General features: G+C 63.4%; 22 protein-coding genes. 9 read left to right on the top strand and 13 right to left on the bottom strand.

The features are described 5' to 3' along the window. Nucleotides 1-2 precede the first annotated feature (2 nt). The gene (ilvD, locus tag F8N82_RS23685; protein ID WP_038997678.1) at nt 3-1844 is read right to left on the bottom strand and encodes a dihydroxy-acid dehydratase; all 1842 of its coding nucleotides are present in this window, start codon (nt 1842-1844) and stop codon (nt 3-5) included. A gap of 315 nt (nt 1845-2159) precedes the next feature. On the opposite strand from ilvD, the gene F8N82_RS23680 reads away from it, so the two are divergent. After that, nucleotides 2160-3833 (top strand): DUF4153 domain-containing protein, encoded by a 1674-nt coding sequence (locus F8N82_RS23680; RefSeq protein ID WP_038997677.1) that lies wholly within the window; start codon nt 2160-2162, stop codon nt 3831-3833. 55 nt (nt 3834-3888) lie between these two features. On the opposite strand, the gene F8N82_RS23675 is transcribed toward F8N82_RS23680, so the two are convergent. After that, the gene (locus F8N82_RS23675; RefSeq protein ID WP_010222172.1) at nt 3889-5085 is read right to left on the bottom strand and encodes a class I SAM-dependent rRNA methyltransferase; all 1197 of its coding nucleotides are present in this window, start codon (nt 5083-5085) and stop codon (nt 3889-3891) included. Nucleotides 5086-5238: 153 nt separating this feature from the next. On the opposite strand from F8N82_RS23675, the gene F8N82_RS23670 reads away from it, so the two are divergent. Both F8N82_RS23670 and mutM read left to right on the top strand, forming a co-directional pair. Beyond that, the gene (locus F8N82_RS23670; protein ID WP_038997676.1) at nt 5239-6105 is read left to right on the top strand and encodes an HDOD domain-containing protein; all 867 of its coding nucleotides are present in this window, start codon (nt 5239-5241) and stop codon (nt 6103-6105) included. Nucleotides 6106-6108: 3 nt separating this feature from the next. Beyond that, nucleotides 6109-6921, top strand: coding sequence for a bifunctional DNA-formamidopyrimidine glycosylase/DNA-(apurinic or apyrimidinic site) lyase (gene mutM, locus F8N82_RS23665; protein WP_038997675.1), 813 nt, complete (start codon nt 6109-6111; stop codon nt 6919-6921). 6 nt (nt 6922-6927) lie between these two features. On the opposite strand, the gene ggt is transcribed toward mutM, so the two are convergent. From ggt to F8N82_RS23635, 6 genes are all read right to left on the bottom strand, one after another. After that, nucleotides 6928-8616, bottom strand: a complete 1689-nt coding sequence (gene ggt, locus F8N82_RS23660) for a gamma-glutamyltransferase (protein WP_176470426.1) — start codon at nt 8614-8616, stop codon at nt 6928-6930. Further along, on the bottom strand, nt 8616-8867 hold the full coding sequence (locus F8N82_RS23655) for a YfhL family 4Fe-4S dicluster ferredoxin (RefSeq protein WP_038997674.1): 252 nt from the start codon (nt 8865-8867) through the stop codon (nt 8616-8618). The genes ggt and F8N82_RS23655 overlap by 1 nt, the downstream gene beginning before the upstream one ends. Before the next feature lie 108 nt (nt 8868-8975). Then, entirely contained in the window at nt 8976-9455 is a 480-nt protein-coding gene (gene coaD / locus F8N82_RS23650; RefSeq protein WP_038997673.1) for a pantetheine-phosphate adenylyltransferase, read from the bottom strand. A 112-nt stretch (nt 9456-9567) separates the two neighbouring features. Next, nucleotides 9568-11166: a GMC family oxidoreductase gene (locus tag F8N82_RS23645; RefSeq protein ID WP_038997672.1), complete on the bottom strand. Its 1599-nt coding sequence runs from the start codon at nt 11164-11166 to the stop codon at nt 9568-9570. 27 nt (nt 11167-11193) lie between these two features. Then, nucleotides 11194-11727: a hypothetical protein gene (locus tag F8N82_RS23640; RefSeq protein ID WP_038997671.1), complete on the bottom strand. Its 534-nt coding sequence runs from the start codon at nt 11725-11727 to the stop codon at nt 11194-11196. A 24-nt stretch (nt 11728-11751) separates the two neighbouring features. Continuing rightward, nucleotides 11752-13185 carry a coniferyl aldehyde dehydrogenase gene (locus tag F8N82_RS23635; protein ID WP_095162136.1) on the bottom strand — a complete coding sequence of 478 codons (1434 nt, stop codon included), beginning with the start codon at nt 13183-13185 and terminating at the stop codon, nt 11752-11754. A gap of 152 nt (nt 13186-13337) precedes the next feature. Here F8N82_RS23635 and F8N82_RS23630 point away from each other — a divergent pair, with 152 nt between their 5' ends. Further along, the gene (locus F8N82_RS23630; protein WP_038997669.1) at nt 13338-14003 is read left to right on the top strand and encodes a TetR/AcrR family transcriptional regulator; all 666 of its coding nucleotides are present in this window, start codon (nt 13338-13340) and stop codon (nt 14001-14003) included. A 39-nt stretch (nt 14004-14042) separates the two neighbouring features. After that, nucleotides 14043-14897 carry a sulfurtransferase gene (locus F8N82_RS23625; protein ID WP_038997668.1) on the top strand — a complete coding sequence of 285 codons (855 nt, stop codon included), beginning with the start codon at nt 14043-14045 and terminating at the stop codon, nt 14895-14897. A 74-nt stretch (nt 14898-14971) separates the two neighbouring features. Here the strand turns inward: F8N82_RS23625 and F8N82_RS23620 are convergent, their stop codons facing one another. The 5 genes from F8N82_RS23620 to F8N82_RS23600 all read right to left on the bottom strand — a co-directional run bounded on the left by F8N82_RS23620 (nt 14972) and on the right by F8N82_RS23600 (nt 19768). Further along, nucleotides 14972-15964, bottom strand: coding sequence for a hydrolase (locus F8N82_RS23620; RefSeq protein ID WP_038997667.1), 993 nt, complete (start codon nt 15962-15964; stop codon nt 14972-14974). A gap of 66 nt (nt 15965-16030) precedes the next feature. After that, nucleotides 16031-16243 (bottom strand): hypothetical protein, encoded by a 213-nt coding sequence (locus F8N82_RS23615; protein WP_038997666.1) that lies wholly within the window; start codon nt 16241-16243, stop codon nt 16031-16033. 90 nt (nt 16244-16333) lie between these two features. Beyond that, the gene (gene rsmD, locus F8N82_RS23610) at nt 16334-16927 is read right to left on the bottom strand and encodes a 16S rRNA (guanine(966)-N(2))-methyltransferase RsmD (protein WP_038997665.1); all 594 of its coding nucleotides are present in this window, start codon (nt 16925-16927) and stop codon (nt 16334-16336) included. Then, the gene (locus tag F8N82_RS23605; RefSeq protein ID WP_038997664.1) at nt 16927-18420 is read right to left on the bottom strand and encodes a M16 family metallopeptidase; all 1494 of its coding nucleotides are present in this window, start codon (nt 18418-18420) and stop codon (nt 16927-16929) included. The genes rsmD and F8N82_RS23605 overlap by 1 nt, the downstream gene beginning before the upstream one ends. Continuing rightward, nucleotides 18413-19768, bottom strand: coding sequence for a M16 family metallopeptidase (locus F8N82_RS23600; protein WP_038997663.1), 1356 nt, complete (start codon nt 19766-19768; stop codon nt 18413-18415). Before F8N82_RS23600 ends, F8N82_RS23605 begins: the two co-directional genes overlap by 8 nt. Before the next feature lie 230 nt (nt 19769-19998). On the opposite strand from F8N82_RS23600, the gene ftsY reads away from it, so the two are divergent. The 4 genes from ftsY (at nt 19999) to rpoH (ending at nt 24179) form a co-directional block, all read left to right on the top strand. After that, nucleotides 19999-21519 carry a signal recognition particle-docking protein FtsY gene (ftsY, locus tag F8N82_RS23595; RefSeq protein ID WP_038997662.1) on the top strand — a complete coding sequence of 507 codons (1521 nt, stop codon included), beginning with the start codon at nt 19999-20001 and terminating at the stop codon, nt 21517-21519. After that, complete coding sequence (gene ftsE, locus F8N82_RS23590; protein WP_010222191.1) at nt 21516-22187, top strand: cell division ATP-binding protein FtsE; 672 nt, start codon at nt 21516-21518, stop codon at nt 22185-22187. The genes ftsY and ftsE overlap by 4 nt, the downstream gene beginning before the upstream one ends. Then, complete coding sequence (gene ftsX / locus F8N82_RS23585; protein WP_038997661.1) at nt 22184-23212, top strand: permease-like cell division protein FtsX; 1029 nt, start codon at nt 22184-22186, stop codon at nt 23210-23212. Before ftsE ends, ftsX begins: the two co-directional genes overlap by 4 nt. A 112-nt stretch (nt 23213-23324) precedes the next feature. After that, nucleotides 23325-24179, top strand: a complete 855-nt coding sequence (rpoH, locus tag F8N82_RS23580) for an RNA polymerase sigma factor RpoH (protein WP_038997660.1) — start codon at nt 23325-23327, stop codon at nt 24177-24179. Nucleotides 24180-24237: the final 58 nt, after the last annotated feature.

Genomic DNA, 24237 nt, shown 5'->3' with positions numbered 1-24237 from the left:
GCTTACAGCCCGTCCAGCAGCGCCTTGTTACGGACCGCGCCCTTGTCGGCACTGGTCGCCAGCAGGGCATAGGCTTTCAGCGCAGTGGTCACTTTGCGTGGACGCGCTTCGACCGGTTTCCAGCCTTTCTTGTCCTGCTCGACACGGCGCGCCGCCAGCTCTTCATCGCTGACCAGCAGGTTGATCGAGCGGTTGGGGATGTCGATCAGCACTTTGTCGCCGTCCTGTACCAGGCCGATAGCGCCGCCGGCTGCGGCTTCAGGCGAAGCGTGGCCGATCGACAGGCCCGAGGTACCGCCAGAGAAGCGGCCGTCGGTGAGCAGTGCGCAGGCTTTGCCCAGGCCCTTGGATTTCAGGTACGAGGTCGGGTAGAGCATCTCTTGCATGCCCGGGCCGCCTTTCGGGCCTTCGTAGCGGATGATGACGATGTCACCGGCCTTCACTTCGTCGGCAAGGATGCCGCGTACGGCGCTGTCCTGGCTCTCGAAGATCTTGGCGTTGCCTTCAAACACGTGGATCGACTCATCGACGCCGGCGGTTTTCACCACGCAGCCGTCCAGGGCGATGTTGCCGTACAGCACGGCCAGGCCGCCTTCTTGCGAGTAGGCGTGCTCGACGCTGCGGATGCAGCCGTTTTCACGGTCGTCATCCAGGCTCGGCCAACGGGTCGACTGGCTGAACGCGGTCTGGGTCGGAATACCGGCCGGGCCCGCCTTGAAGAAGTGGTGAACCGCTTCGTCGTTGGTCTGGGTGATGTCCCACTTGGCGATGGCTTCTTCCATGCTCGGGCTGTGCACGGTCGGCAGGTCGGTGTGCAGCAGGCCGCCACGGGCCAGCGAACCGAGGATGCTGAAGATGCCGCCGGCGCGGTGCACGTCTTCCATGTGGTACTTCTGGATGTTCGGCGCCACTTTGCACAGCTGCGGCACTTTGCGCGACAGGCGATCGATGTCGCGCAGGTCGAAGGCGATCTCGGCTTCCTGGGCGGCGGCCAGCAGGTGCAGGATGGTGTTGGTCGAACCACCCATGGCGATGTCGAGCATCATGGCGTTCTCGAACGCCTTGAAGTTGGCGATGTTGCGCGGCAGCACGCTCTGGTCGTTGTCGCCGTAGTAGCGCTTGCACAGCTCGACGATGGTGCGGCCAGCCTGCAGGAACAGCTGTTCGCGGTCGCTGTGGGTGGCCAGGGTCGAACCGTTGCCCGGCAGGGCCAGGCCCAGGGCTTCGGTCAGGCAGTTCATCGAGTTGGCGGTGAACATGCCGGAGCACGAACCGCAAGTCGGGCAGGCGCTGCGCTCGTACTCGGCGACTTTTTCGTCGCTGGCGGTGGAGTCGGCGGCAATGACCATGGCATCGACCAGGTCCAGGCCGTGGCTGGCCAGTTTGGTCTTGCCGGCTTCCATCGGCCCGCCGGAAACGAAGATCACCGGGATGTTCAGGCGCAGGGCGGCCATCAGCATGCCGGGGGTGATCTTGTCGCAGTTGGAGATGCAGACGATGGCGTCGGCGCAGTGGGCGTTGACCATGTACTCGACCGAGTCGGCGATGATCTCGCGGCTGGGCAGCGAATAGAGCATGCCGTCATGGCCCATGGCGATGCCGTCGTCGACCGCGATGGTGTTGAATTCCTTGGCCACGCCACCGGCGCGTTCGATCTCGCGAGCCACCAGCTGGCCCAGGTCCTTCAGGTGCACGTGGCCCGGGACGAACTGGGTGAACGAGTTGGCGATGGCGATGATCGGTTTCTTGAAGTCTTCGTCCTTCATCCCGGTGGCACGCCAGAGGGCGCGGGCGCCGGCCATATTGCGGCCGTGGGTGGACGTTTTCGAGCGGTAATCAGGCATGAAGCACTCCTGGCGGCTAATCAGGTAACAAAAAGGGGAGTGAGCTTCTCTTGTCCTTTGCACCGAAGGCAGGTGGCCGCTGGTACGGATGAAGCCGAGATCGCCGCGGGATCGCCGTGCGCTCGGCCAGAGCTCATAAACCCGCCGGGGATGACTGGCGATGAATAGCCCGATTCTACACCGCTGCGGCCTTGAGGGAATGGCGTTGTGATAATTGGCCATTGGCGCAGCCCGCAAGGTAAAGGCCTTGGCGTCGGTTGCCAGGCTTTAGGTAGACTTGCGCGCCTCGCACCCCACTGGCCAAAAGGATTTGCAATGCCTGCGATAAGTCGATCTTTACTGTTCTACCTGGCCATTGGCCTGATTCAGGGCCTGGTGTTCCTCTTCGCCAGGCACATCCAAATCGATATCGCCGGGCTGCCGTTCGGCCTGTGTGCCGCCGTGGTGGTGGCCGGGATCAACCTGCAACTGCTCGGCAGTGCAGTGCTGCAACGCGGTACGGGCTGGCTGGTACTGGGCCTGACGCTGCTTATCGGCTTCATCAGTAGCTGGACCTTCAGTCAGGACACGCTGGGCTGGGTATGGCAGAGCTCGTGGCTGGCTGCGGTTGTCCTCACCTACATCGGCACCGCCTTCATCCTCAGCTGGCCGACCCGCGAAGGCCTGCGGCCGCGTTATGAAGACCTGTTCCGGCATGCCTGGAACAACATCTTCATCGTCCTCCTGGCGCTGTTGTTCACCCTGTTGTTCTGGCTGCTGCTGTGGTTGTGCGGGCGCTTGTTCTTGATGCTCGGTATCCCCCAGGTTGAAGACGTGCTGACTTCGGCGCCAGTAGTGCGCATCGGTCTGGCCGTGGTGTTCTCCCTGGGGATGCGCATGGGCCTGGAGAACGAAAAGGTTATCGGCCTGTTGCGTGGTGTCCTGCTGACCCTGTGCCGTGTGTTGCTGCCACTGAGCGCACTGATCGCCGTACTGTTCAGCCTGATGCTGCCGTTTACCGGCTTGCAGCCGGTGTGGAACACCGGCTATTCGACCACCATCCTGTTGCTGCTGGTGGCCACCAACCTGTTTTTGCTCAACGGCGTGTTCCAGGATGGTCATCAGGCCAATCCCTATCCGGGCGTGCTCAAGCGCCTGGTCGAGGCCTGCTTGCTGTGCTTGCCGGTGCTGGTGGCGCTGGCGGCCTATTCAAGCTGGTTGCGTGTGGATCAGTACGGCCTGACGCCTGAGCGCATCCTCGCCCTGTTGCTGATCGGTGTGATGCAGGTGCACAGCCTGGCCGCACTCTGGGCGGTGTTCGCCTCGCGCCAGGGCTGGCTGCACAGCCTGCGGGTCAGTAACCCGTGGATTGCCCTGCTCAGCGCGGTGCTCGTGGTGCTGTTCTATACGCCGCTGCTGAACCCTTTGCAGATCAGTGCGAACAACCAGGTCGAGCGCCTGCTTAGCGGGCGTACCGCGATTCAGGAATTCGATGCCAGAACCTTGTACCACCATCTGGGCAAACCGGGGCGTGAGGCGTTCAAGGCGTTGGAAGCGCGGCTCAAGACTGACGAGCTGTTCGACGCTGAAGGCCGGAAAAAGCTGCAGTGGATCATGGATGAAGCCCACCCGCTTTACGCCGACGACAGTCACGCCCCGAACCTCGAATGGTTGGGGCCTGAGCAGCCTGGCAGCGAGGCGTTCACCACGATGGTCATGGCCCAGAGCCAATGTGGCGGCAAGGGTTGCTTCCTGTGGGCGGTGGACATGGATGGCGACGGGCGCAACGAAGTGTTGATGATCCCGCGTCACACCTATGCGTCCAGCGTTTTTCTGTTTGCCCGCGAGGGCGAGGGTGAGTGGCGCGAGGTCGGTAGCCTGCACAGTATTCGTGATAACACCGAGCGACTGGTTCAACTGATCCGCCATGGGCAGATGAAACCGGTGATGCCGCGCTACAAGACACTGACCCTCGATGGCGTCGACCTGACCTGGCAGCCTAATCGCTAGCGTTCTACAGGCAAAAAAAATCCCGGCACTTGGCCGGGATTTTTTGCATCGTGCCTTAGCTGTTCGGCAGCAGGCGGCAGGTGATGCTCTTGATGTAGCGGGTTTCCGGGATCGCCGGGTGCACCGGGTGATCCGGGCCCTGGCCGCCGCGTTCGAGCAGCTGGATGTTGCGGTCCAGGTGGCGGGCGCTGGTCAGCAGGATGTTCTGCAGATCGTCTTCCGGCAGGTGCATCGAGCAGGATGCACTGACCAGGATGCCGTCCTTGGTCAGCAGGCGCATGGCCTGTTCGTTCAGGCGGCGGTAGGCGCCTTCGCCGTTTTTCAGGTCTTTCTTGCGCTTGATGAAGGCGGGCGGGTCGGCCACGATCACGTCGAAACGCTCTTCGGAGGCCTTGAGCTCTTTCAGCGCTTCGAACACGTCGCCTTCGATGCAGGTCAGTTTCTCGGCAATGCCGTTGAGCCCGGCGTTACGCTCGACGCCGTCCAGGGCAAAGCCCGAGGCATCGACGCAGAACACTTCGCTGGCGCCAAAGGCACCGGCCTGCACGCCCCAGCCACCAATGTAGCTGAACAGGTCGAGCACGCGCTTGCCCTTGACGTACGGTGCCAGGCGCGCGCGGTTCATGCGGTGGTCATAGAACCAGCCGGTCTTCTGGCCTTCCATGACCGGCGCTTCGAACTTCACGCCGTTCTCTTCCAGGGCAACCCACTCCGGCACCAGGCCGAACACGGTTTCGACGTAACGGCCCAGGCCTTCGGCGTCACGCGCGGCGGAGTCGTTCTTGAACAGGATACCGGTCGGCTTGAGCACCTGAACCAGCGCGGCAACCACGTCATCCTTGTGCTGTTCCATGGTCGCCGAGGCGAGCTGGACCACCAGGATGTCGCCGAAACGATCGACCACCAGGCCCGGCAGCAGGTCGGAATCACCGTACACCAGGCGGTAGAACGGCTTGTCGAACAGGCGCTCGCGCAGCGACAGGGCAACGTTGATGCGGTGCACCAGCAGCGACTTGTCCAGGGCCAGCTTGGCGTCACGCGACAGCAGGCGGGCGCAGATGAGGTTGTTCGGGCTCATTGCGACGACGCCCAGGGCCTTGCCGCCGGCAGTTTCGAGGATCGCCTGGTCACCGGCCTTGAAGCCATGCAGCGGGGTCGCGGCGACGTCGATTTCGTTGCTGTAGACCCACAGGTGGCCGGCGCGCAGGCGGCGGTCGGCATTGGCTTTGAGACGAAGGCTGGGCAGGGACATGACGTCGCTCCGGGAAAAAAGAGCGGGAGTATAACCCGATGCCTGATGCCTCGATGGGAATAGCGACAAATTGCAACAGAGCGATGGCCTTTAGCTTCACCCCTGGCCAGCATGATCGGGTTAGAATCGCCGCTCAGCCCCGAGTGTGTACTTATGTCCCAGGAACTCTCCGCCGAACAGATCCAGCATGCCCTGCAAGGCATCAGCGTACCGCCGCAGCCGCAGATCATGGTTGACCTGCAGTTCGAGCAATACATGCCCGACCCTGACCTGGAGGTGATCGCCAAGCTGATCTCCCAGGACCCGGGCCTGTCCGGTGCGCTGCTCAAGCTGGTCAACTCGCCGTATTACGGCCTGACCAACAAGATCGCCTCGATCCAGCGTGCGGTGAACCTGCTCGGCAGCCGCTCGATCATCAACCTGATCAACGCCCAGTCGATCAAGGGCGAGATGAGCGACGACACCATCGTTACCCTCAACCGTTTCTGGGACACCGCCCAGGACGTGGCCATGACCTGTCTGACCCTGGCCAAGCGCATCGGCTCGCAGGCGGTGGACGAGGCCTATGCCCTGGGCCTGTTCCACGATTGCGGCGTGCCGCTGATGCTCAAGCGCTTCCCCGAGTACATGAGCGTGCTCGAGGATGCCTACGCCAGTGCCGGCGCCGAGCAGCGGGTGGTCGATACCGAGAACCAGGTGTTCAACACCAACCACGCGGTGGTCGGTTACTACACCGCCAAGTCCTGGCGCCTGCCCGAACACCTGAGCAATGCCATTGCCAACCATCACAACGCCCTGGCGGTGTTCAGCGATGACTCGGCGCGCAACAGTCAACTGAAGAACCTGCTGGCGATCCTGAAGATGGCCGAGCACATCTGCGCCTCGTACCGGGTGCTGGGCAACCAGAGCGTCGACCACGAATGGAATACCGTCGGGCACCTGGTGCTCGATTATGTCGGCCTGTCCGAGTATGACTTCGAGAACCTCAAGCAGACCATTCGCGAAATGGGCGGTCACTGATTCATGCCGGAATTGCCAGAAGTCGAAACCACCCGGCGCGGTATCGCGCCTTACCTGGAGGGCCAGCGGGTCAGCCGGGTGATCGTGCGTGACCGGCGCCTGCGCTGGCCGATCCCCGAGGACCTCGACATCCGCCTGTCCGGGCAGCGCTTCGTCAAGGTCGAGCGGCGGGCCAAGTACCTGCTGCTCAACGCCGAAGTCGGTACCCTGATCAGCCACTTGGGCATGTCCGGCAACTTGCGCCTGGTCGAAATCGGCCTGCCGGCGGCCAAGCACGAGCATGTGGATATCGAACTGGAGTCGGGCCTGGCCCTGCGCTACACCGACCCGCGGCGTTTCGGCGCGATGCTCTGGAGCCTTGATCCGCTCAACCATGAGTTGCTGATCAAGCTCGGCCCGGAGCCGCTGACTGATCTGTTCGACGGCGAACGGCTGTTCCAGTTGTCGCGGGGCAGGTCCATGGCGGTCAAGCCGTTCATCATGGACAACGCGGTGGTGGTCGGGGTCGGCAATATCTATGCGACCGAGGCGCTGTTCGCTGCCGGCATCGACCCGCGCCGCGAAGCCGGGTGCATCTCCCGGGCGCGCTACCTGAAGCTGGCGATCGAGATCAAACGCATCCTTGCCTGCGCCATCGAGCGTGGCGGCACCACGTTGCGCGACTTTATCGGCGGCGACGGCCAGCCGGGCTACTTCCAGCAGGAACTGTTCGTCTACGGGCGAGGGGAAGAGCCATGCAAGGTCTGCGGCAGCATCCTGCGTGAGGTCAAGCTCGGCCAGCGCGCCAGCGTCTTCTGCCCGCGCTGCCAGAAGTGAAGCGGCTCAGCGTGGGCTGAGCACTTGTGCGGCGCCCACGCCGCGGGGGTCGCTGGCGGCCTCAACGGTGTGCCGGGTCTTGTCCCAGAACAACACTTGCTGATTGCCATAGCTGCGGCCCAGGTCCTTGAGCTGGTAGCCGCGCGCCTGTAGCTCACGCTGCTGCCCGGCGCTGAAAGCCCCCGGTTCGTGCTCGACCACATCGGGCAGGTACTGGTGGTGATAGCGCGGCACCGCCGGCCACTCGGCAACCGGCCTCCCTTCAAGAAAGCCCATCATCGACAGCAGCACCATGCTCGGAATACGGCTGCCGCCCGGCGTGCCGAAAGCGGCGAACTGGGTCGGGCTCTCGATAAAGCTCGGGCTCATGCTCGACAGCGGCCGTTTGCCGGCGGCCACGGCGTTGGCCTGACTGCCGGCCAAGCCATAACTGTTGCTGCCACGTGGGTCGGCGGCAAAGTCATCCATTTCGTTGTTCAACACCACGCCGGTACCCGGTGCACTGAAGGCGGCGCCGAACGGCAGGTTGACCGACAGCGTCGCGGCCACGGCATTGCCGTCGGCGTCGATCACTGCAAAGTGAGTGGTGTGATCGCCTTCGCGCCAGGCCGGGGCGGGCGGCAGGCTGCTGCTGGGCGTGGCCTGGTGTACGTCGATGCTGTCGGCAAGGCGGGTCAGGTAATTGCGCGCGAGCAACTGCGGCAACGGGTTGGCGACATAATCCGGATCGCCGAGCAGGCCACGGTCGCGGTAGGCCCGGCGCAACACTTCCAGCACATAATGGCTGCGCTGCACCGGCTCGGCGCTCTGCCAGGGCAGGCGTTGCAGCATCGCCAGGCTCTGGGCCAGGGCCACGCCACCGGCCGAGGGCGGCGGGGCGCTGATCAGTTCGCGCTGGCCGGCCAGTTGGTAGCGCAGCGGCTCGCGCTTGGCGGTGCGGTAGTCGGCCAGGTCGTCGAGGCTCCAGATGCCACCCGCCGCCTGTACGCCCTGAACCATGGCCTGGGCGGTCGGGCCGGCGTAAAAGCCGTCACGGCCTTGGCTGGCGATGCGCTCAAGGGTAACCGCCAGTTGCGGTTGGCGGATTTGCGCGCCAAGGGCCGGTATTTCACCGTTGATAAGGAACAGCCGAGCGCTTTCCGGATCGTCGCGCAGCGCGCTCAAGCGCATTTGCGCGCGGTCGCGGTAAATGCGGTCGACAGCAAAGCCCTGGTTGGCCAGGCGAATGGCCGGGGCCAGGGTGCTTTTCAGCGACAGCTTGCCGTAATGGGCGGCAAGATCGGCCAGTGCTGCCGGCAAGCCGGGAATCGCCGCTGCCAGCGGACCATTGATCGACAAGCCCGGCTGGATCTTGCCGTCCTTGAGGTACATGGCTTCGTTGGCCTTGCCGGGGGCGCGCTCGCGAGCATCGATAAAGGCATAGCGGGCAGGCGTGTCGCTTTCGCGCAGGAGGAAGAATCCGCCGCCGCCAAGGCCCGAACCATAGGGCTCGACCACCGCCAGCGCGGCGCTGACGGCAATCGCCGCATCAAAGGCGTTACCGCCCTGCTCGAGGATTTCCCGCGCGGCGGCAGTCGCTTCGGCGTGTGGCGTGGCAATCGCCGCGCGGCCAGGGCCTTGTGCCTGGGCACTGGCCATCCCCAACGTCAGGGCGGCGCCCAGTACCAGTGGGGCAAACCGGGCGACGAACGGCATCAGGCCTTGCCGGTGATTCGGCGGTATTTTTCCATCAACTGCGCCTCGGTCTCAGGGTGAGCTTCATCCAGAGGGATGCAGTCAACCGGGCAGACTTGCTGGCATTGCGGCTCGTCGTAGTGGCCGACGCACTGGGTGCACAGGTTGGGGTCGATCACGTAGATCTCTTCGCCTTGAGAGATCGCAGCGTTCGGGCACTCGGGTTCGCAGACGTCGCAGTTGATGCAATCGTCGGTGATGATCAGGGACATGGGGACTCCGGCCAGGGCTCAGAACCCGGGCATTTGAAAACCAATGGGCATAATTGTGCCGCATTAGCGCCCGCAGTGCACGCGGGCGCCATGGTCAAATCGCCGATGTCACTTCTTGAAGCGTTCGGTCAGGGCCTCGGCCACCACCGGATGGACGAATTTGGTGATGTCACCGCCCAGCGCCGCGATTTCCCGGACCAGGGTCGAGGAAATGAACGAATAGCGCTCTGATGGCGTAAGGAACAGGCTCTCGACGTCGGGAGCCAGCTGGCGGTTCATGTTCGCCAACTGGAATTCGTACTCGAAGTCCGAAACAGCCCGCAGGCCGCGCAGGAACACATTGGCCTGCTGTTCCTTGGCGAAATGCGCCAGCAAGGTGGAGAAGCCGATGACTTCGACATTGGGCAGGTGCTTGGTGACCTCGCGAGCCAGTTCCACCCGTTGCTCCAGCGGGAACAATGGGTTTTTCTTCGGGCTGGCGGCGACCGCAATGATCACCTGGTCGAACAGCCGCGAGGCACGTTCGACCAGATCGCCATGGCCCTTGGTAATAGGGTCGAAAGTACCTGGGTACAACACTCGGTTCATCGCGTCGTCCTGGCAGGAGTGCGTTGGGGAGTCGGATGGTATCGCAGCAGTGGCGGTCGGCCAAGTCGCCCGACCACGCTGAAGGCACTATAGACAGTGCGGCCATTTGTTGTCATCTGCCAGCGCCCAGCCGTTCGGCCAGGGCATCGCTGAGCCGGGCGGTGAGGCCGTACACCGACAACTGCGGGTTGGCGCCGATGCTGGTGGGGAACAGCGAGCCGTCGTGGATCGACAGGTTGCCCAGCTGATGATGCCGGCCCAGGCTGTCGCACACTGCCTGGCGCGGATCCTCGCCCATGGCGCAGCCACCCATGACGTGGGCGCTGCCCAGGCGGGTGCGAAACAGCTCAAGGCTCAGGCTGTCGATCATCTGCCGGGCTTGAGCGAGATTTTTTGCCGGCTGGGCATCGCTGTGCAGGGGCAGCACCGTTTCGGCCCCGGCCGCGAACTGGATCTCGGCCATGCTCTGGAAGGCCCGGCGCACCCCGTCCCAGGCGTAGGGCGAAACCGGGTAGTCGAGCACCGGCGAGCCATCGCCGCGCAATTGCACCTCGCCGCCGACGCTGTCGGGATGGAAGCCATCGCGCAACAGGGCGAGCATTACGTGGGTATGCGCCAGTTGCTCCATGCGCAGGGCGTTGTCCTTGCCGAAGCTGCCCAGCAGGGTGCTGGCCAGTGCCGGCTGCAGCGGTGGTACTTCGAGCTTGTAGCCGATTGGCCCGCTGACGCCGTCACGCCACTGGAAGTGGTCGGAGTAGATCGACTGCGGTGCGCCGTAGAACGGGTTGACCTTGTCCTTGAACAGCCCGGCACTAAAATTGACCAGGTGCAAAAAGGTGCGTTTACCCAAGCGTTCATGGGGGTCGGGGGCGTCCGAACGCAGCAGCAGGGCCGGGCTGTTGATGCCGCCACCCGCGAGGATGTAGTGGCGTGCCTTGACCCGGATCTGCCGACCGCTCGGCTCGACGCAGCGTGGGTCCATGGCAACGCATTGCAGGCCGGTGATCTGCTCGCCGTCGTGTTCCAGGCGTTCGGCGCGGGCCAGGTAAAGCAGCTCGCCGCCGTGCTCCAGGGTCGCCGGGATGCTGGTGACCAGCATCGACTGTTTGGCATTGACCGGGCAACCCATGCCGCAATAGCCCAGGTTCCAGCAGCCGCGCACGTTGCGCGGGATCACCTTCCAGTTGTAGCCCAGCGCTTCGCAGCCGCGGCGCAGCACCTCGTTGTTGGCGTTGGGCGGCATGATCCACGGCTCGATACCCAGGCGCTGTTCCATACGCGCGAACCATGGTGCCAACTCGGCGCTGCTCAGGCCCTTTACGCCATGTTCCCGGGACCAGTGCTCCAGGGTCGGTTCCGGCGTACGAAAGCTCGAGGTCCAGTTGATCAGGGTGGTGCCGCCGACCGCGCGGCCTTGCAGGATGGTGATGGCGCCATCCTTGCTCATGCGGCCGATGCCTTCCTGGTAGAGGCTGGCGTAGGCCTGGTCTTCGAGCATGTGAAAGTCACTGCTGGTTTTCAGCGGGCCTTCTTCGATCAACAGCACCTTGAAGCCGGCTGCGCTGAGCAATTCGGCACTGGTGGCGCCGCCGGCACCACTGCCGATGATGGCAATGTCGGTTTCAAGGCTCAGGTCCTGGTCCAGGCGCGAGGCGTCACGGGTTTTCCAGCCTCGGGCGAGGCCGTCGCGAAACAGGTCGGGTACGGGCATCTTCAGCCTCTTGTGGTTATCGGTGGATCAGATCTTCGGCGGACCGGGGTAGCCGCAATGGGCCCAGGATTCGGGCATTTCGTACCAGGCCATGTGCAGCAGTTGCAGCAGCGAGGCGTGGCCCATGCGCAGCAGGTTCAGCGAGCTGTCCTGCCAGCGTTGCAGGAAGGCTTCGATCTGCGTGCTGCGGGCGTTGTCCCAACTGCCCCAGATGCCGGTCAGTGGCCCGCGGGTGACCGCCATTGCCAGCACATCGAACAATTGCCGGGTCAGCTTGAGCATGGCCGGCGACAGTGCGGCGAGTTTGTTATCCAGCCTGCGTAGCAACGCATCGCGGCTGTCGGCGGCCGGGGTGCCGGCGAGGATCACCGGGATCAGGGCGTGAAGGATCGGCAAGTCATTCTGGCGCAGGGTGATGAAGCCACTGGCCGGCGTTTGTGCCGAGCAACCGCTGAGGCTGGCGCCCAAGCCGGCGGTGGCCAGGAATGCACTGGCGCCAAGGCTGAACTTGAGTAGCCCGCGCCGGCTCAGCGCGGGGAGGGCAGGCAGGCTTGTAGTCATTGTTGTCAGGCCCGAATGTGGTTTTTAGCGAATGAATAGTTTGTACACCAGCTTCTGCAGAGCCTTGCCATAGGGCGGGTAGATCAGCCGTGCGGCGTTGAAACGCTGTTTGGCGAACACGGCCTTGGCCTTGCTGAAGGTCAGGAAGCCTTCATGGCCATGGTAGTGGCCCATGCCCGATGGGCCGATGCCGCCAAACGGCAGGTCGTCCTGGGCGACATGCAGCAGGGTGTCGTTAAGGCACGCGCCACCGGAGTGGGTTTGCTCCAGCACCCGTTGCTGCTCACTGCGGTCGTAGCCGAAGTAGTACAGGGCCAATGGGCGAGGACGTTGGTTGATGTAGTCCAGCGCCTGGTCGAGCGAGTCGTAGGGCACCAGTGGCAGCAGCGGGCCGAAAATTTCGTCCTGCATCACGCGCATAGCGTCATTGACCCCGAGCAGCAGGTGCGGAGGCAGGCGCCGCCCCTGGCGTGGCTCTTGCGGATACAGGTCGACGATTTCGGCACCCTTGTCGCGGGCATCGTCGAGGTAGCTTTGCAGTCGGGCCAGGTGGCGCGGATTGATGATCGCGCTGTAGTCCGGGTTGTCGGCAACGGTCGGGTAAAAGCGCCGTACCACGTTGCCGTAGGCACTGGCGAAGTCATCCAGGCGATCACGCGGCACCAGCACGTAGTCGGGGGCCACGCAGGTCTGCCCGGCATTGAGGGTCTTGCCGAAGGCAATGCGTTCGGCGGCGTCGGCCAGTGGCACGTTGGAAGAGACGATTGCCGGTGATTTGCCGCCCAGTTCCAGGGTTACCGGGGTCAGGTTCTGTGCGGCGGCGAGCATCACTTGGCGGCCGACGCTGGTGGCGCCTGTGAACAACAGGTGATCGAACGGCAGTTGCGAAAACGCCTGGCCAACTTCAGCTTCGCCCAGTACCACGCTAACCAGGTCTTCAGGAAACACTTTGCCAAGCAACTGCTTCAACAGCAGCCCGGTCGCTGGCGTGGCCTCGCTGAGCTTGAGCATGACCCGATTGCCGGCGGCCAGGGCGCAGGTCAGCGGGCCGATTGCGAGAAACAGGGGGTAGTTCCATGGCACGATGATCCCGACCACGCCCAGTGGCTGGTAGTGCACCTTGGCACTGGCTGGCTGAAAGGCCAGGCCGACCTTGCGCCTTGAAGCTTTCATCCATTGGCTCAAATGTTTCTCGGCATGCTGCAGCCCCTGGACGCTGGGCATCAGTTCGGCCAGCAAGGTTTCGTCGGTGCTACGCCCGGCAAAATCCTCGCTGATCGCGGCGATCAGCGCGTTTTTCTGCTCCAGCAGGGCCTGGCGCAAGCCTTTGAGCCATTGCCTGCGTTGCGCTGGCGAAGGCAGCGGGTTGCCGCTGAAGGCCTGGCGTTGGGCGGTGAACAGCGCATCGAGGTTGTCGAGTTCGGTGCTGGGAAGGGAGCGGGTAGCGTCGGCAAGCATGCGAAACTCCACGGCAAGGTCAGTATTTTTCTAGAGTATATACTCTAGTTTTTCGGCATTTGCGACCATTCCTACGACAACTCAAGTACATCCCGTCGGGATAATCCGTAAGATGGTCCTATTCTTTATAAGCTCACTTTCTGGAGCTGATCATGGCCCCGCGTATCAAGACCCGCGAGCGCATCGTGCAGAACAGCCTGGAGCTGTTCAACCAGCAAGGCGAACGCAGTGTCAGCACCAATCACATTGCCGCGCACATGGAGATATCGCCCGGCAACCTGTACTACCACTTCGCTAACAAGCAGGAAATCATCGCTGTGCTCTTCACCCAGTACGAAGAGCTGGTGGAAAGCTTCCTGCGCCCTCCCCAAGGGCGCGTAGCCACCGTCGAGGACAAACGCTTCTACCTCAAGGCGCTGCTGGCGGCGATGTGGAACTACCGCTTTTTGCACCGCGACCTTGAGCACCTGCTCGACAGCGACAAGGAGCTGGCCGCCCGTTACCGGCGCTTCTCCCAGCGCTGCCTGCTGCAAGGCCAGGCGATCTACCGCGGCTTCGTCGAGGCCGGTATCGTTGAAATGGACACCGTGCAGATCGAGTCGCTGACCCTCAATGCCTGGATCATCCTCACGTCATGGGTACGTTTTCTTTGCACCACTCGCGAAAACTCCGCACATTTGAGTGAAGAAGCCTTCAAGCGCGGTGTCTTTCAGGTATTGGTCCTGGAGCTCGGCTTCGTCACCGCCAAGGCGCGCCCCGCCGTGGATGCCTTGTGCCAGGAATTCTACGTTTCGCTTAACCAGGCGCTGGAGCAATAACGCCCGGGCCTTATCCGTTCAATCGTTCAGGAGACTGTCATGCCCCTCGCGCAACTGATCACCGCCCAGCAATTGGCCGAACGCCTGGAGGCGCCGGCGCTGGTGATTCTCGATTGTCGTTTTGCTTTGGAAGATGTTGATTATGGCCAGCGCAGTTACGCCGAGGGGCATATTGCCGGGGCGCATTGTGTTGATTTGGAGCGCGACCTCAGCGGGCCGATCATCAAGGGTGTGACCGGCCGTCACCCGCTGCCGGACGCCGAGAAACTGGTCGAGCGGCTGCGTGGCTGGGGCATCGACAACGACAGTGAAGTTGTTCTGTACGACGACGGCCCGGGCGCTTTTGCAGCCCGGGCCTGGTGGCTGCTGGCCTGGCTGGGCAAGCGCAGCGGGGTATCAATCCTCGATGGCGGCCTTAAAGCCTGGCACGCGGCCGGGCTGCCGCTGAGCCTCGACCCGCCGGCCAAGCGCGAAGGTCATTTCAGCGGTGAGCCGGACGACAGCCTGGTGCTGGATGCCGCACAGTTGGGCGAGCGCCTGGGCAAGCCCGAACTGACCCTGATCGATGCCCGCGGCTTGCCGCGTTTTCGTGGCGAGGTCGAACCCATAGACCCGGTGGCCGGGCACATCCCAGGCGCGCAGTGCGCGGCATTTACCGACAACCTGGGCGCCGATGGCCGGTTTTTGCCGGCCGAGCAGCTCAAGCAGCGTTTTGCCGAGAAGTTTGGCAAACGACCGCCGGAGCAACTGGTGGCTTACTGTGGGTCGGGGGTGACGGCTTGCCACAACCTGTTTGCCCTGGCGCTGGCAGGCTATCCGCTGGGCAGGCTGTATGCGGGCTCGTGGAGTGAGTGGATTACTGATCCCACGCGGGCGATAGCTAAGGGCGACTGAAAAGCATCGCGGGGCATGTGGGAGCGGCGGTGCGGCGATCCGACTTGACCCGCGATGAGGCCCTGGACGTCAGCTCAGTTTCCAGCCAGCCACTGCGGTATCCGCCGCTCCAGGTAATACCCCGGGTTGCGCACGCTGCCATCGACAAACCCCACATGCCCGCCCCGCGCATGCAGCTCGAAGGTGGTCTGCGCCGCCAGCTCATTGGCCGCTGGCAGGCTATGGGCAAACACGAACGGATCGTCGCTGGAATGGATGATCAGCGTTGGCGTGCGGTTCTCGCCCAGAAAATATCGGCTGGAGGCGCGCCGGTAATAGTCCTTGGCATCGGCAAAGCCATTGAGCGGGGCGGTCACCCGACCGTCGAAATCCCAGAAGGTGCGCAGGTTTTCCAGCGGGCCCAGGCGCTCCAGCGCGGCCAGCCCTTCGTGGTGGCCGTGATGCTGGAAGTGGCGCTGCTTGTCTTTCACATAGGCGAGCATGGCGCGCATGAAGTGCGCCTGGTACACCCGGGAAAAGCCCAGGCCGATGCGATCGGCACACTGGTCAAGGCGAAACGGCACCGACACCGCTACCGCCGCCTGCAACTGGCTGGCCGAGCCGGCTTCGCCCAGGTGCTTGAGCAGCACGTTGCCGCCCAGCGAATAACCCACGGCATACAACGGCGCTTGCGGGCGCTGAGCACGCAGATGGTCAACGGCTTCGGCCAGGTCCTCGCTGGCGCCTGAGTGATAACTGCGTGGCAGCAGGTTCGGTTCGCCCGAGCAGCCACGCCAGTTCAGCGCCACGCTGGCCCAGCCACGGTCGGCCAGGGCCTGTTGCAGGCCGATGACGTAAGGCGAGCTGGAGGAACCGGTGAGCCCGTGCAGCACCAGCACCACCGGTGTTGTCGCTTCATGGGGGCCGTGCCAGTCGAGATCGAGAAAATCGCCATCAGCCAGCCACAGGCGTTCGCGCTGGCGGCTCAGGGCGGCCGACTTGCGCCACAGCGGCCCCCATAGCGTCTGCATATGCGGATTGCCCAGCCCCAAGGCAGGTTTGAAAGGGCTGGGGGTTGAGGGAAACATCGTGGCTTACTCGCAGATATGTTTCAGACAAGTGTATGTCCGGTTACTGACAGTTGCCCGGACCGATCAGCCGGTCGCCGGCTCAATCTCGGGCAAGGCGTCCTGTTCGACCGTCGGGCCGACGCTGATTTGAACCAGCGTGTACCAGCAGGTGGGTGGTGACCACCGGTGCCCGTTGTCCAGGGTGAACTCATGGCGATAGGAGGATTCGGCCAGGGCCTGGCCTGAGAGCAGGAACAGGCCGATCAGGCCGCCCTGGAGGGAAAAATGTCGATCCATGACAGTGCTCCTTGTAGTTGAGAACAAGGAGCACTGTCAGGCAGACAGGCAGGAGAAAGGCGTTGGATATCTATTGTGCGAGGTGAGTGCTCAGCCGCGCTGCCAGAGTGCGTAGTACACCTGGCCGGCCTTCTTCTCCCGATGCAGGCGCCAGTTTCCGGGCAGTTGCAGGGTCGATGGCGGGGTTTCGCTCTCGGTGTAGATCCAGGCGTTCTCGGCCAGCCAGTGGCGCTCTTCAAGCAGGGCGCAGGTGGTGGGCAGCAGGCCCTGGTTGAACGGCGGATCGAGAAACACCAGGTCAAAAGCCAGCTTCGGCTCGCCTTGCAGGTAGCGTTGGGCGTCGGTCTGGATCACCTGGCCGCGGGGGCAGCGCAGGGTTTCCAGGTTTTGCCGCAGGCTGGCGATGGCTGCCGGGTTGCTGTCCAGGGCCACGGACTCGCCCGCGCCGCGCGACAGCGCTTCGAGGTACAGCGCACCGCTGCCGGTGTAGGCGTCGAGCACCTTGGCCCCTTCGATGTACGGGGCGAGCCAGTTGAACAGGGTCTCGCGGACCCGGTCCGGGGTCGGGCGCAGGCCCGGCGCGTCAGGGAAGCCCAGGCGTCGGCTGCGCCATTCGCCGGCAATGATGCGCAGTTGGCCCTGGCCGTGGTGCGGCTTGGCCGGTTTTGCGGATGGACTGGCCATTAATGCTCCGGTACGCCAAGCGGCTGCTCAGCGGGTTTGTCAGTGGGTGGCGGCAAGGGTTTTTGCGGCACGCTGGGACCTGCGGTGACGATGACCATCTTGTCAGCAGCCAGGTGTTTGTTCAGCGCGGCCTTGACCTGTTCGGTGGTCAGCGCCTGGGATTGCTGCATGTAGTCTTCCAGCCAGGTCAGTGGCAGGTTGTAGAAGCCGATGGCGCCCAGTTGGCCGACGATGCTGGCGTTGCTGGCATTGGACAGCGGGAAGCTGCCGGCCAGTTCACGCTTGGCGTCGTCCAGTTCCTCCTGGGTCGGGCCGCTCTTGAGGTAGTCGGCGAGGATGTCCTGGACCAGCTTGAGGGTACCTTCGCTGAGCTCGGCGCGGGTCTGCAGGTTGATCATGAACGGGCCACGCACCTGCATCGGGCTGAACACCGAGTATACGCCGTAGGTCAGGCCGCGTTTCTCGCGCACTTCGCTCATCAACCGGGTGCCGAAGGTGCCACCGCCGAGGATCTGGTTGCCCAGCGACAGCGCAGGGTAGTCCGGATCGTTACGGTCGATGCCCAGTTGGGCGAGCATCAGGTGGGTCTGCTTGGACTGGAAGTCGATGTGGGTAGCACCGGCCTTGGGTTCGCTTGGCTGCGCCACCTTGGCCAGGGCCGGACCTTTGGGCAGGGCCGAGGACACCTGCGCGGCAATGGCTTCGGCTTCGCTGCGGCTCAAGTCACCGACCAGGGCGATCACCGTATTGCCGGCGGCATAGGCCTTGGCGTGGAAGGCGCGCAGTTGCTCCAGGGTAATTGGCGCAATGCTCTTGGCGGTGCCGTCACTCGGGTGAGCATAGGGGTGGGTGCCGTACAGGCGCTCGAACAGCTCGATGCTGGCCAGTTTGCCCGGGTTCTGCTTCTGGTACTCGAAGCCGGCCTGCATCTGGTTTTTGATGCGCGCCAGGGCGTCCTGCGGGAAGGTTGGCTTGCCGACCACTTCGGCGAACAGCTTCAGCGCCGGTTCGCGTTTGTCGGCGGCGCTCAGGCTGCGCAGCGAGGCCACGGCCATGTCGCGGTAGGCGCCGTTGCCAAAATCGGCACCCAGGCCTTCGAAGCCTTCGGCGATGGCGGTGACGTCCTTGCCGGTCACGCCTTCGTTGAGCATGGCGTTGGTCAGGGTCGCCAGGCCCGGGGCATCGCCGTCCTGGCTGCTGCCGGCGGCGAAGGTCAGGCGCAGGTCGAACATCGGCAGCTCGCGGGCTTCGACGAACAGCACGCGGGCGCCTTCGGCGGTGTTCCAGGTCTGGATGTTCAACTGCCGGCGGCTTGGCGCCTTGCCGTCCAGCTCGGCCAGCGATTGCAGGGTGTTGGCCGCCTTGGCGGCGGTGGCCGGTTGCGCGGCGTTATCCGACTGCGCAGGCTTGGCCAGGAAGAACGCCAGCAGGCCAATCAGCAACAGCAGGCCCAGGCCGATCAGGGTGTAGCGGGGTGCGCTGCGTTCACTCATGAGCGTTCTCCTCGGGCAGTACATGGGCAACGCTCAGGCGTTCACGGGTGAAGTAAGTGCGGGCGGCGTTCTGGATGTCGGCCGGGGTTACGCTTTTCAGCTCGTCCAGCTCGCTGTCGATCAGTTTCCACGACAGCCCGACGGTTTCCAGCTGGCCGATGGCGGTGGCCTGGCTGCTGATCGAATCGCGGTCGTAGACCAGCCCGGCGATGACCTGGGCACGCACGCGCTCAAGTTCTTCAGCCGACGGCGGGGTGGTTTTCAGCTCGTCGAGCAGCTTCCAGATACCGGCTTCGACGTCGGCCAGGGTCTTGTGCTTTTGCAGGTTCGGCGTCGCCGAAATCAGGAGCAGGCTGTCGCCGCGGGTGAACGGGTTGTAGCTCGACGAAGCACCGGAGACAAGCTCCTGGCCGCGCTCCAGGCGGCTCGGCAGGCGTGCGCTGTAGCCGCCGTCGAGCAGCGCCGAGATCAGCCGCAGTGCATGTACCGTGCGCGGGTCCTTGGCGGTGGCCAGGCCCGGGGCGTTGAAGCCGTAGATCAGGCTCGGTAGCTGGGTTTGCACATGCAGGGTGGTTTCCCGCAGGCCCGGCTCGGCCAGTTCCAGCGGCAGCTTGGCCGGTGGCACAGCACGTTTCGGGATGGCGCCGAAGAAGCGTTGGGCCAAGCCCTTGACCTCGTCGGCGGTGACGTCACCCACCACCACCAGGGTGGCGTTGTTCGGCACGTACCAGGACTCGTACCAGTGGCGCAGTTCCTCGACCTTCATGCGGTCCAGGTCTGCCATCCAGCCGATGGTCGGGGTGCGGTAACTGCTGGCCGGGAAGGCCATGGCGCTGAACAGCTCGAAGGCCTTGGCATTGGGCTGGTCGTCGGTGCGCAGGCGGCGCTCTTCCTTGATGACTTCGATTTCGCGGCTGAACTCGTCAGCCGGCAGGCGTAGGCTGGCCATGCGGTCGGCTTCAAGTTCCAGGGCCACCGGCAGGCGGTCGCGGGCCAGCACTTGGTAATAGGCGGTGTAATCGTCGCTGGTAAAGGCGTTCTCTTCGGCGCCCAGGTCACGCAGGATGCGTGAGGCTTCGCCGGGGCCGAGCTTTTCGCTGCCCTTGAACATCATGTGTTCCAGGGCATGGGAAAGGCCGGTCTGGCCCGGGGACTCATAGGTTGAGCCGACCTTGTACCAGATCTGCGAGACCACCACCGGCGCCCGGTGGTCCTCGCGCACGACGACTTTCAGGCCGTTGTCGAGAATGAATTCGTGGGTGGGTTGCGTATCGGCGGCGAAGGCCGCGAACGGCAGACAAACTGTGCTGAGCAACAGGCCAGCGGCGCGGCGGGCTAGAGCATTCATACGTTGTTTAACCTGTAGGACTGCCCGCTTGGTCTTAGCGTCGGCGGGCTTGGAGGTGCTAGGATACTGATCCGGTTGCCTGAGGACCATGCCTGTCATGGAACCGGCCCGAAGGCTTGATGACAAAATGCTGCGCAAGAACGAGCCGGATTAAAAGTAGACTGTTCTGCGTTAAAAGAATTTAAGAAGCGCCGCAGTGGCGCATCGCTACCCTGAGATAGCCGTCTTCCATGTTTGGTTCCAACGACGACAAAAAGACGCCGGCCGCGGCTGGTGAAAAGAAAGGCCTGTTCGGCTGGCTGCGCAAAAAGCCGCAGCAACCTGTAGCCGAACAGCCGCAAAACCCAATCCCGGTTGAAACCGAGCAACCTGCTGCGTTGCCGGCTGAAACTCCGGCTGCAGTGGCCCCGGCCGAGGTGGCTGCAGCACCTGTTGCTGCTCCTGCACCGGTCGCCGCGCCAGAGCCCGTTACCGTTGCGCCCGTCGCTGCGTCGGTCGAGGTCCAGCCCGCAGCGCCCGTCGGCCTGGTGCTGCCTGTGCCTGAAGAGCCGGTCGCCCTGGTTGCCGACCTTGAGCCGCACACGCCGCCACCGATCCCACCGCGTCAGGAGCCTGCTCCGGCGCCGGTCGTTGAAGCTGCGCCAGCACCTGAGCCGGTGGTGGTTGCGCCGGTCGTCGTTGCACCTGAACCGCTTGTGGCGCCTGCGCCGATCGTTGAGCCCGAGCCTGTAGCTGTTACCGCTGCCGTTGAAGCGCCAGCCCCAGTTGCCGAGCCAGCGCCGTCCGAGCCTGCCGAGCCAGTGCGTAGCGAGGAGAGCAAGGGTGGCTTCTTCGCCCGCCTCAAGCAGGGCCTGTCGAAGACCAGCGCCAGCATCGGCGAAGGCATGGCCAGCCTGTTCCTCGGCAAGAAGGCTATCGATGACGACCTGCTCGATGAAATCGAAACCCGCCTGCTGACTGCCGACGTCGGCGTCGAAGCCACGTCGGTGATCGTCCAGAGCCTGACCCAGAAGGTCGCGCGCAAGCAGCTGGCCGACAGCGATGCGTTGTACAAGTCGCTGCAAGGCGAACTGGCCGACCTGCTCAAGCCGGTCGAGCAACCGCTGCGCATCCACAACCAGGGCAAGCCGTTCGTGATCCTCGTGGTCGGCGTCAACGGCGCCGGCAAGACCACCACCATCGGCAAGTTGGCGAAGAAGCTGCAGCTCGAAGGCAAGAAGGTCATGCTCGCCGCGGGTGACACCTTCCGCGCTGCGGCGGTCGAGCAACTGCAGGTCTGGGGTGAACGCAACCAGATCCCGGTCATCGCCCAGCACACCGGCGCTGATTCGGCTTCGGTGATCTTCGATGCCGTGCAGGCCGCCAAGGCCCGTAATATCGATGTGCTGATCGCCGACACCGCTGGTCGCCTGCACACCAAAGACAACCTGATGGAAGAGCTGAAGAAGGTCCGTCGGGTGATCGGCAAGCTCGATGCCGACGCGCCTCACGAGGTGCTGCTGGTGCTCGATGCCGGTACTGGCCAGAACGCCATCAACCAGGCCAAGCACTTCAACCAGAGCGTTGAACTGACCGGCCTGGCCCTGACCAAGCTCGACGGCACCGCCAAGGGTGGGGTGATCTTTGCCCTGGCCAAGCAGTTCGGCCTGCCTATCCGCTATATTGGCGTGGGCGAAGGGATTGACGATCTGCGCACCTTCGAAGCCGAACCCTTCGTGAAAGCACTGTTTGCCGAGCGGGAGCATCCATGATTCGATTCGAACAGGTCGCCAAGCGCTACCCCAATGGTCACGTTGGCCTGCATGAGTTGAGTTTTCGGGTGCGTCGGGGCGAATTCCTGTTCGTTACCGGTCATTCCGGTGCCGGAAAAAGTACCCTGCTGCGCCTGCTGCTGGCCATGGAGCGCCCAACCAGCGGCAAGCTGCTGCTGGCCGGGCAGGACCTGGGGCAGATCAGCAACGCACAGATCCCGTTCCTGCGCCGGCAGATCGGCGTCGTGTTCCAGAACCACCAGTTGCTGTTCGACCGTACCGTATTCAATAATGTCGCCCTGCCATTACAGATCCTTGGCCTGTCCAAGGCCGAAGTGGCCAAGCGGGTCGACTCGGCGCTCGAGCGCGTGGCCCTGTCGGACAAGGCCGAGCTGTACCCCGGCGACTTGTCCACCGGCCAGCAACAGCGCGTCGGCATTGCCCGCGCCATCGTCCACCGCCCGGCCTTGCTGCTGGCGGACGAACCCACCGGTAACCTCGACCCGCGCCTGGCCGCAGAGATCATGGGTGTTTTTGAAGATATCAACCGCCTGGGCACCAGCGTGCTGATCGCCAGTCACGACCTGGCGCTGATCGCGCGCATGCGCCATCGCATGCTGACCCTGCAGCGCGGCCGCTTGATCGGCGACGGGGAGGCCGGACAATGAGTGCGACACGCAGTCCCAAGGTTTCCGAGCGGGTAGCGCCAAAAGCTGCTGACCCGGCACCGGAGAAGAAAAAGCCCGGCGGTCACGACGATGACGGCCCGGATTTCCGCACTCTGTTGCACGCCTGGCTGGAAAGCCACCGTTCAAGCCTGCTCGACAGCCTGCGGCGCCTGGGCAAGCAACCGATCGGCAGCTTTTTTACCTGCCTGGTCATGGCCGTGGCCCTGAGCCTGCCCATGGGTCTGTCGTTGCTGCTGAGCAACGTCGAGCGTCTGGGTGGCTCGTGGCAGCGCGCGGCGCAGATTTCCCTGTACTTGAAGCTCGATGCCAGCAGCCAGGATGGCGAATCTTTGCGCGAGCAGATCAAAGGCCTGCCGGGTGTTGCCGAGGCTGAGTATGTCAGCCGCGAGCAGGCGCTCAACGAGTTCCAGCAGCAGTCCGGCCTGGGCGAAGCCCTGCGTGAATTGCCGGAGAACCCGCTGCCTGGCGTGGTGGTGGTAACCCCGGCGGAAGTCGACAAGCCGGCGCTGGAAGCCCTGCGTCAGCGCCTGGCGGAGCTGCCCAAGGTCGAAGCGGCGCAGCTCGACCTGGTTTGGGTCGAGCGGCTGGCGGCGATTCTCAAGCTGGGTGACCGTTTTGTCTTCGGCCTGACGGTTTTGCTGGTATCGGCACTGCTTTTGGTAATTGGTAACACAATTCGCCTGCACATCGAGAACCGCCGTACCGAGATCGAGGTAATCAAGCTGGTCGGCGGCACCGACAGCTATGTGCGCCGGCCTTTCCTGTACATGGGCGCCTTGTATGGCCTGGGCGCCGGGGTATTGGCCTGGGGCGTGCTGGCGTTTGGCCTGAACTGGCTGAATGACGCGGTAATCGGGCTCTCCGGGCTATACGGCAGTGATTTTGCCCTGGCCGGTGTTCCATCAGCCGATGGTCTTTCCCTCTTGCTTGGGGCGGTATTGTTAGGGTATATCGGTGCTTGGATTGCGGTCGCCCGCCACTTGAGCGAGCTTGCACCGCGATAGTGTCTTTTTGCTGGTATTGACTCTTTTCATTTTTAGGGAACTTGTTTCGCGGTTCCCGGTCAATGTTGGCAGTGCCTATGGCACGAGTTTAGTGAGTCGGAGGTTTTTTCGTATGACCACTTCGTTGCAACCTGCCTATGCCCTGGTTCCCGGCGCAAACCTGGAAGCCTATGTGCACACGGTCAACAGCATTCCACTGCTGACGCCCGAGCAGGAGCGTGAACTGGCCGAGAGTCTCTACTATGAGCAGGATCTTGGGGCGGCTCGGCAGATGGTGCTCGCCCACCTGCGTTTTGTTGTACACATCGCTCGCAGCTATTCCGGCTACGGGCTGGCCCAGGCCGACCTGATTCAGGAAGGCAACGTCGGCCTGATGAAAGCGGTCAAGCGCTTCAACCCGGAAATGGGTGTGCGCCTGGTGTCCTTTGCAGTGCACTGGATCAAGGCCGAGATTCACGAGTTCATCCTGCGCAACTGGCGCATCGTCAAGGTTGCGACCACCAAGGCGCAGCGCAAGCTGTTCTTCAACCTGCGCAGCCAGAAGAAACGTCTGGCTTGGCTTAACAACGATGAAGTTCATCGTGTGGCCGAAAGCCTGGGTGTTGAACCGCGTGAAGTGCGTGAGATGGAGAGTCGCCTGACCGGTCAGGACATGGCCTTCGACCCGGCCAGTGAAGCCGACGACGACAGTGCATTCCAGTCGCCGGCCAACTACCTGGAAGACCACCGTTACGACCCTGCGCGTCAGCTGGAGGATGCCGACTGGAGTGACAACTCCACCAGCAACCTGCACGAAGCCCTGCAAGGCCTGGATGACCGCAGCCGCGATATCCTCTACCAGCGCTGGCTGGCCGAGGAAAAGGCCACCTTGCATGACCTGGCCGAGAAATACAGCGTGTCCGCCGAGCGGATTCGCCAGCTGGAAAAGAATGCGATGAACAAGGTAAAAGCCTTGATCGCAATCTGATTAGCGATACGGCAATAAACAAAAAGCCCCGACGTGTCGGGGCTTTTTCATGATTCTC

It is taken from the genome of Pseudomonas fluorescens (assembly GCF_902497775.2).
In the GTDB taxonomy this organism is placed as follows: Bacteria; Pseudomonadota; Gammaproteobacteria; order Pseudomonadales; family Pseudomonadaceae; genus Aquipseudomonas; species Aquipseudomonas putida_F.
The sequence above is the reverse complement of the archived record's forward strand: the minus strand, read 5'-3'. Positions and strand labels throughout refer to the sequence as shown.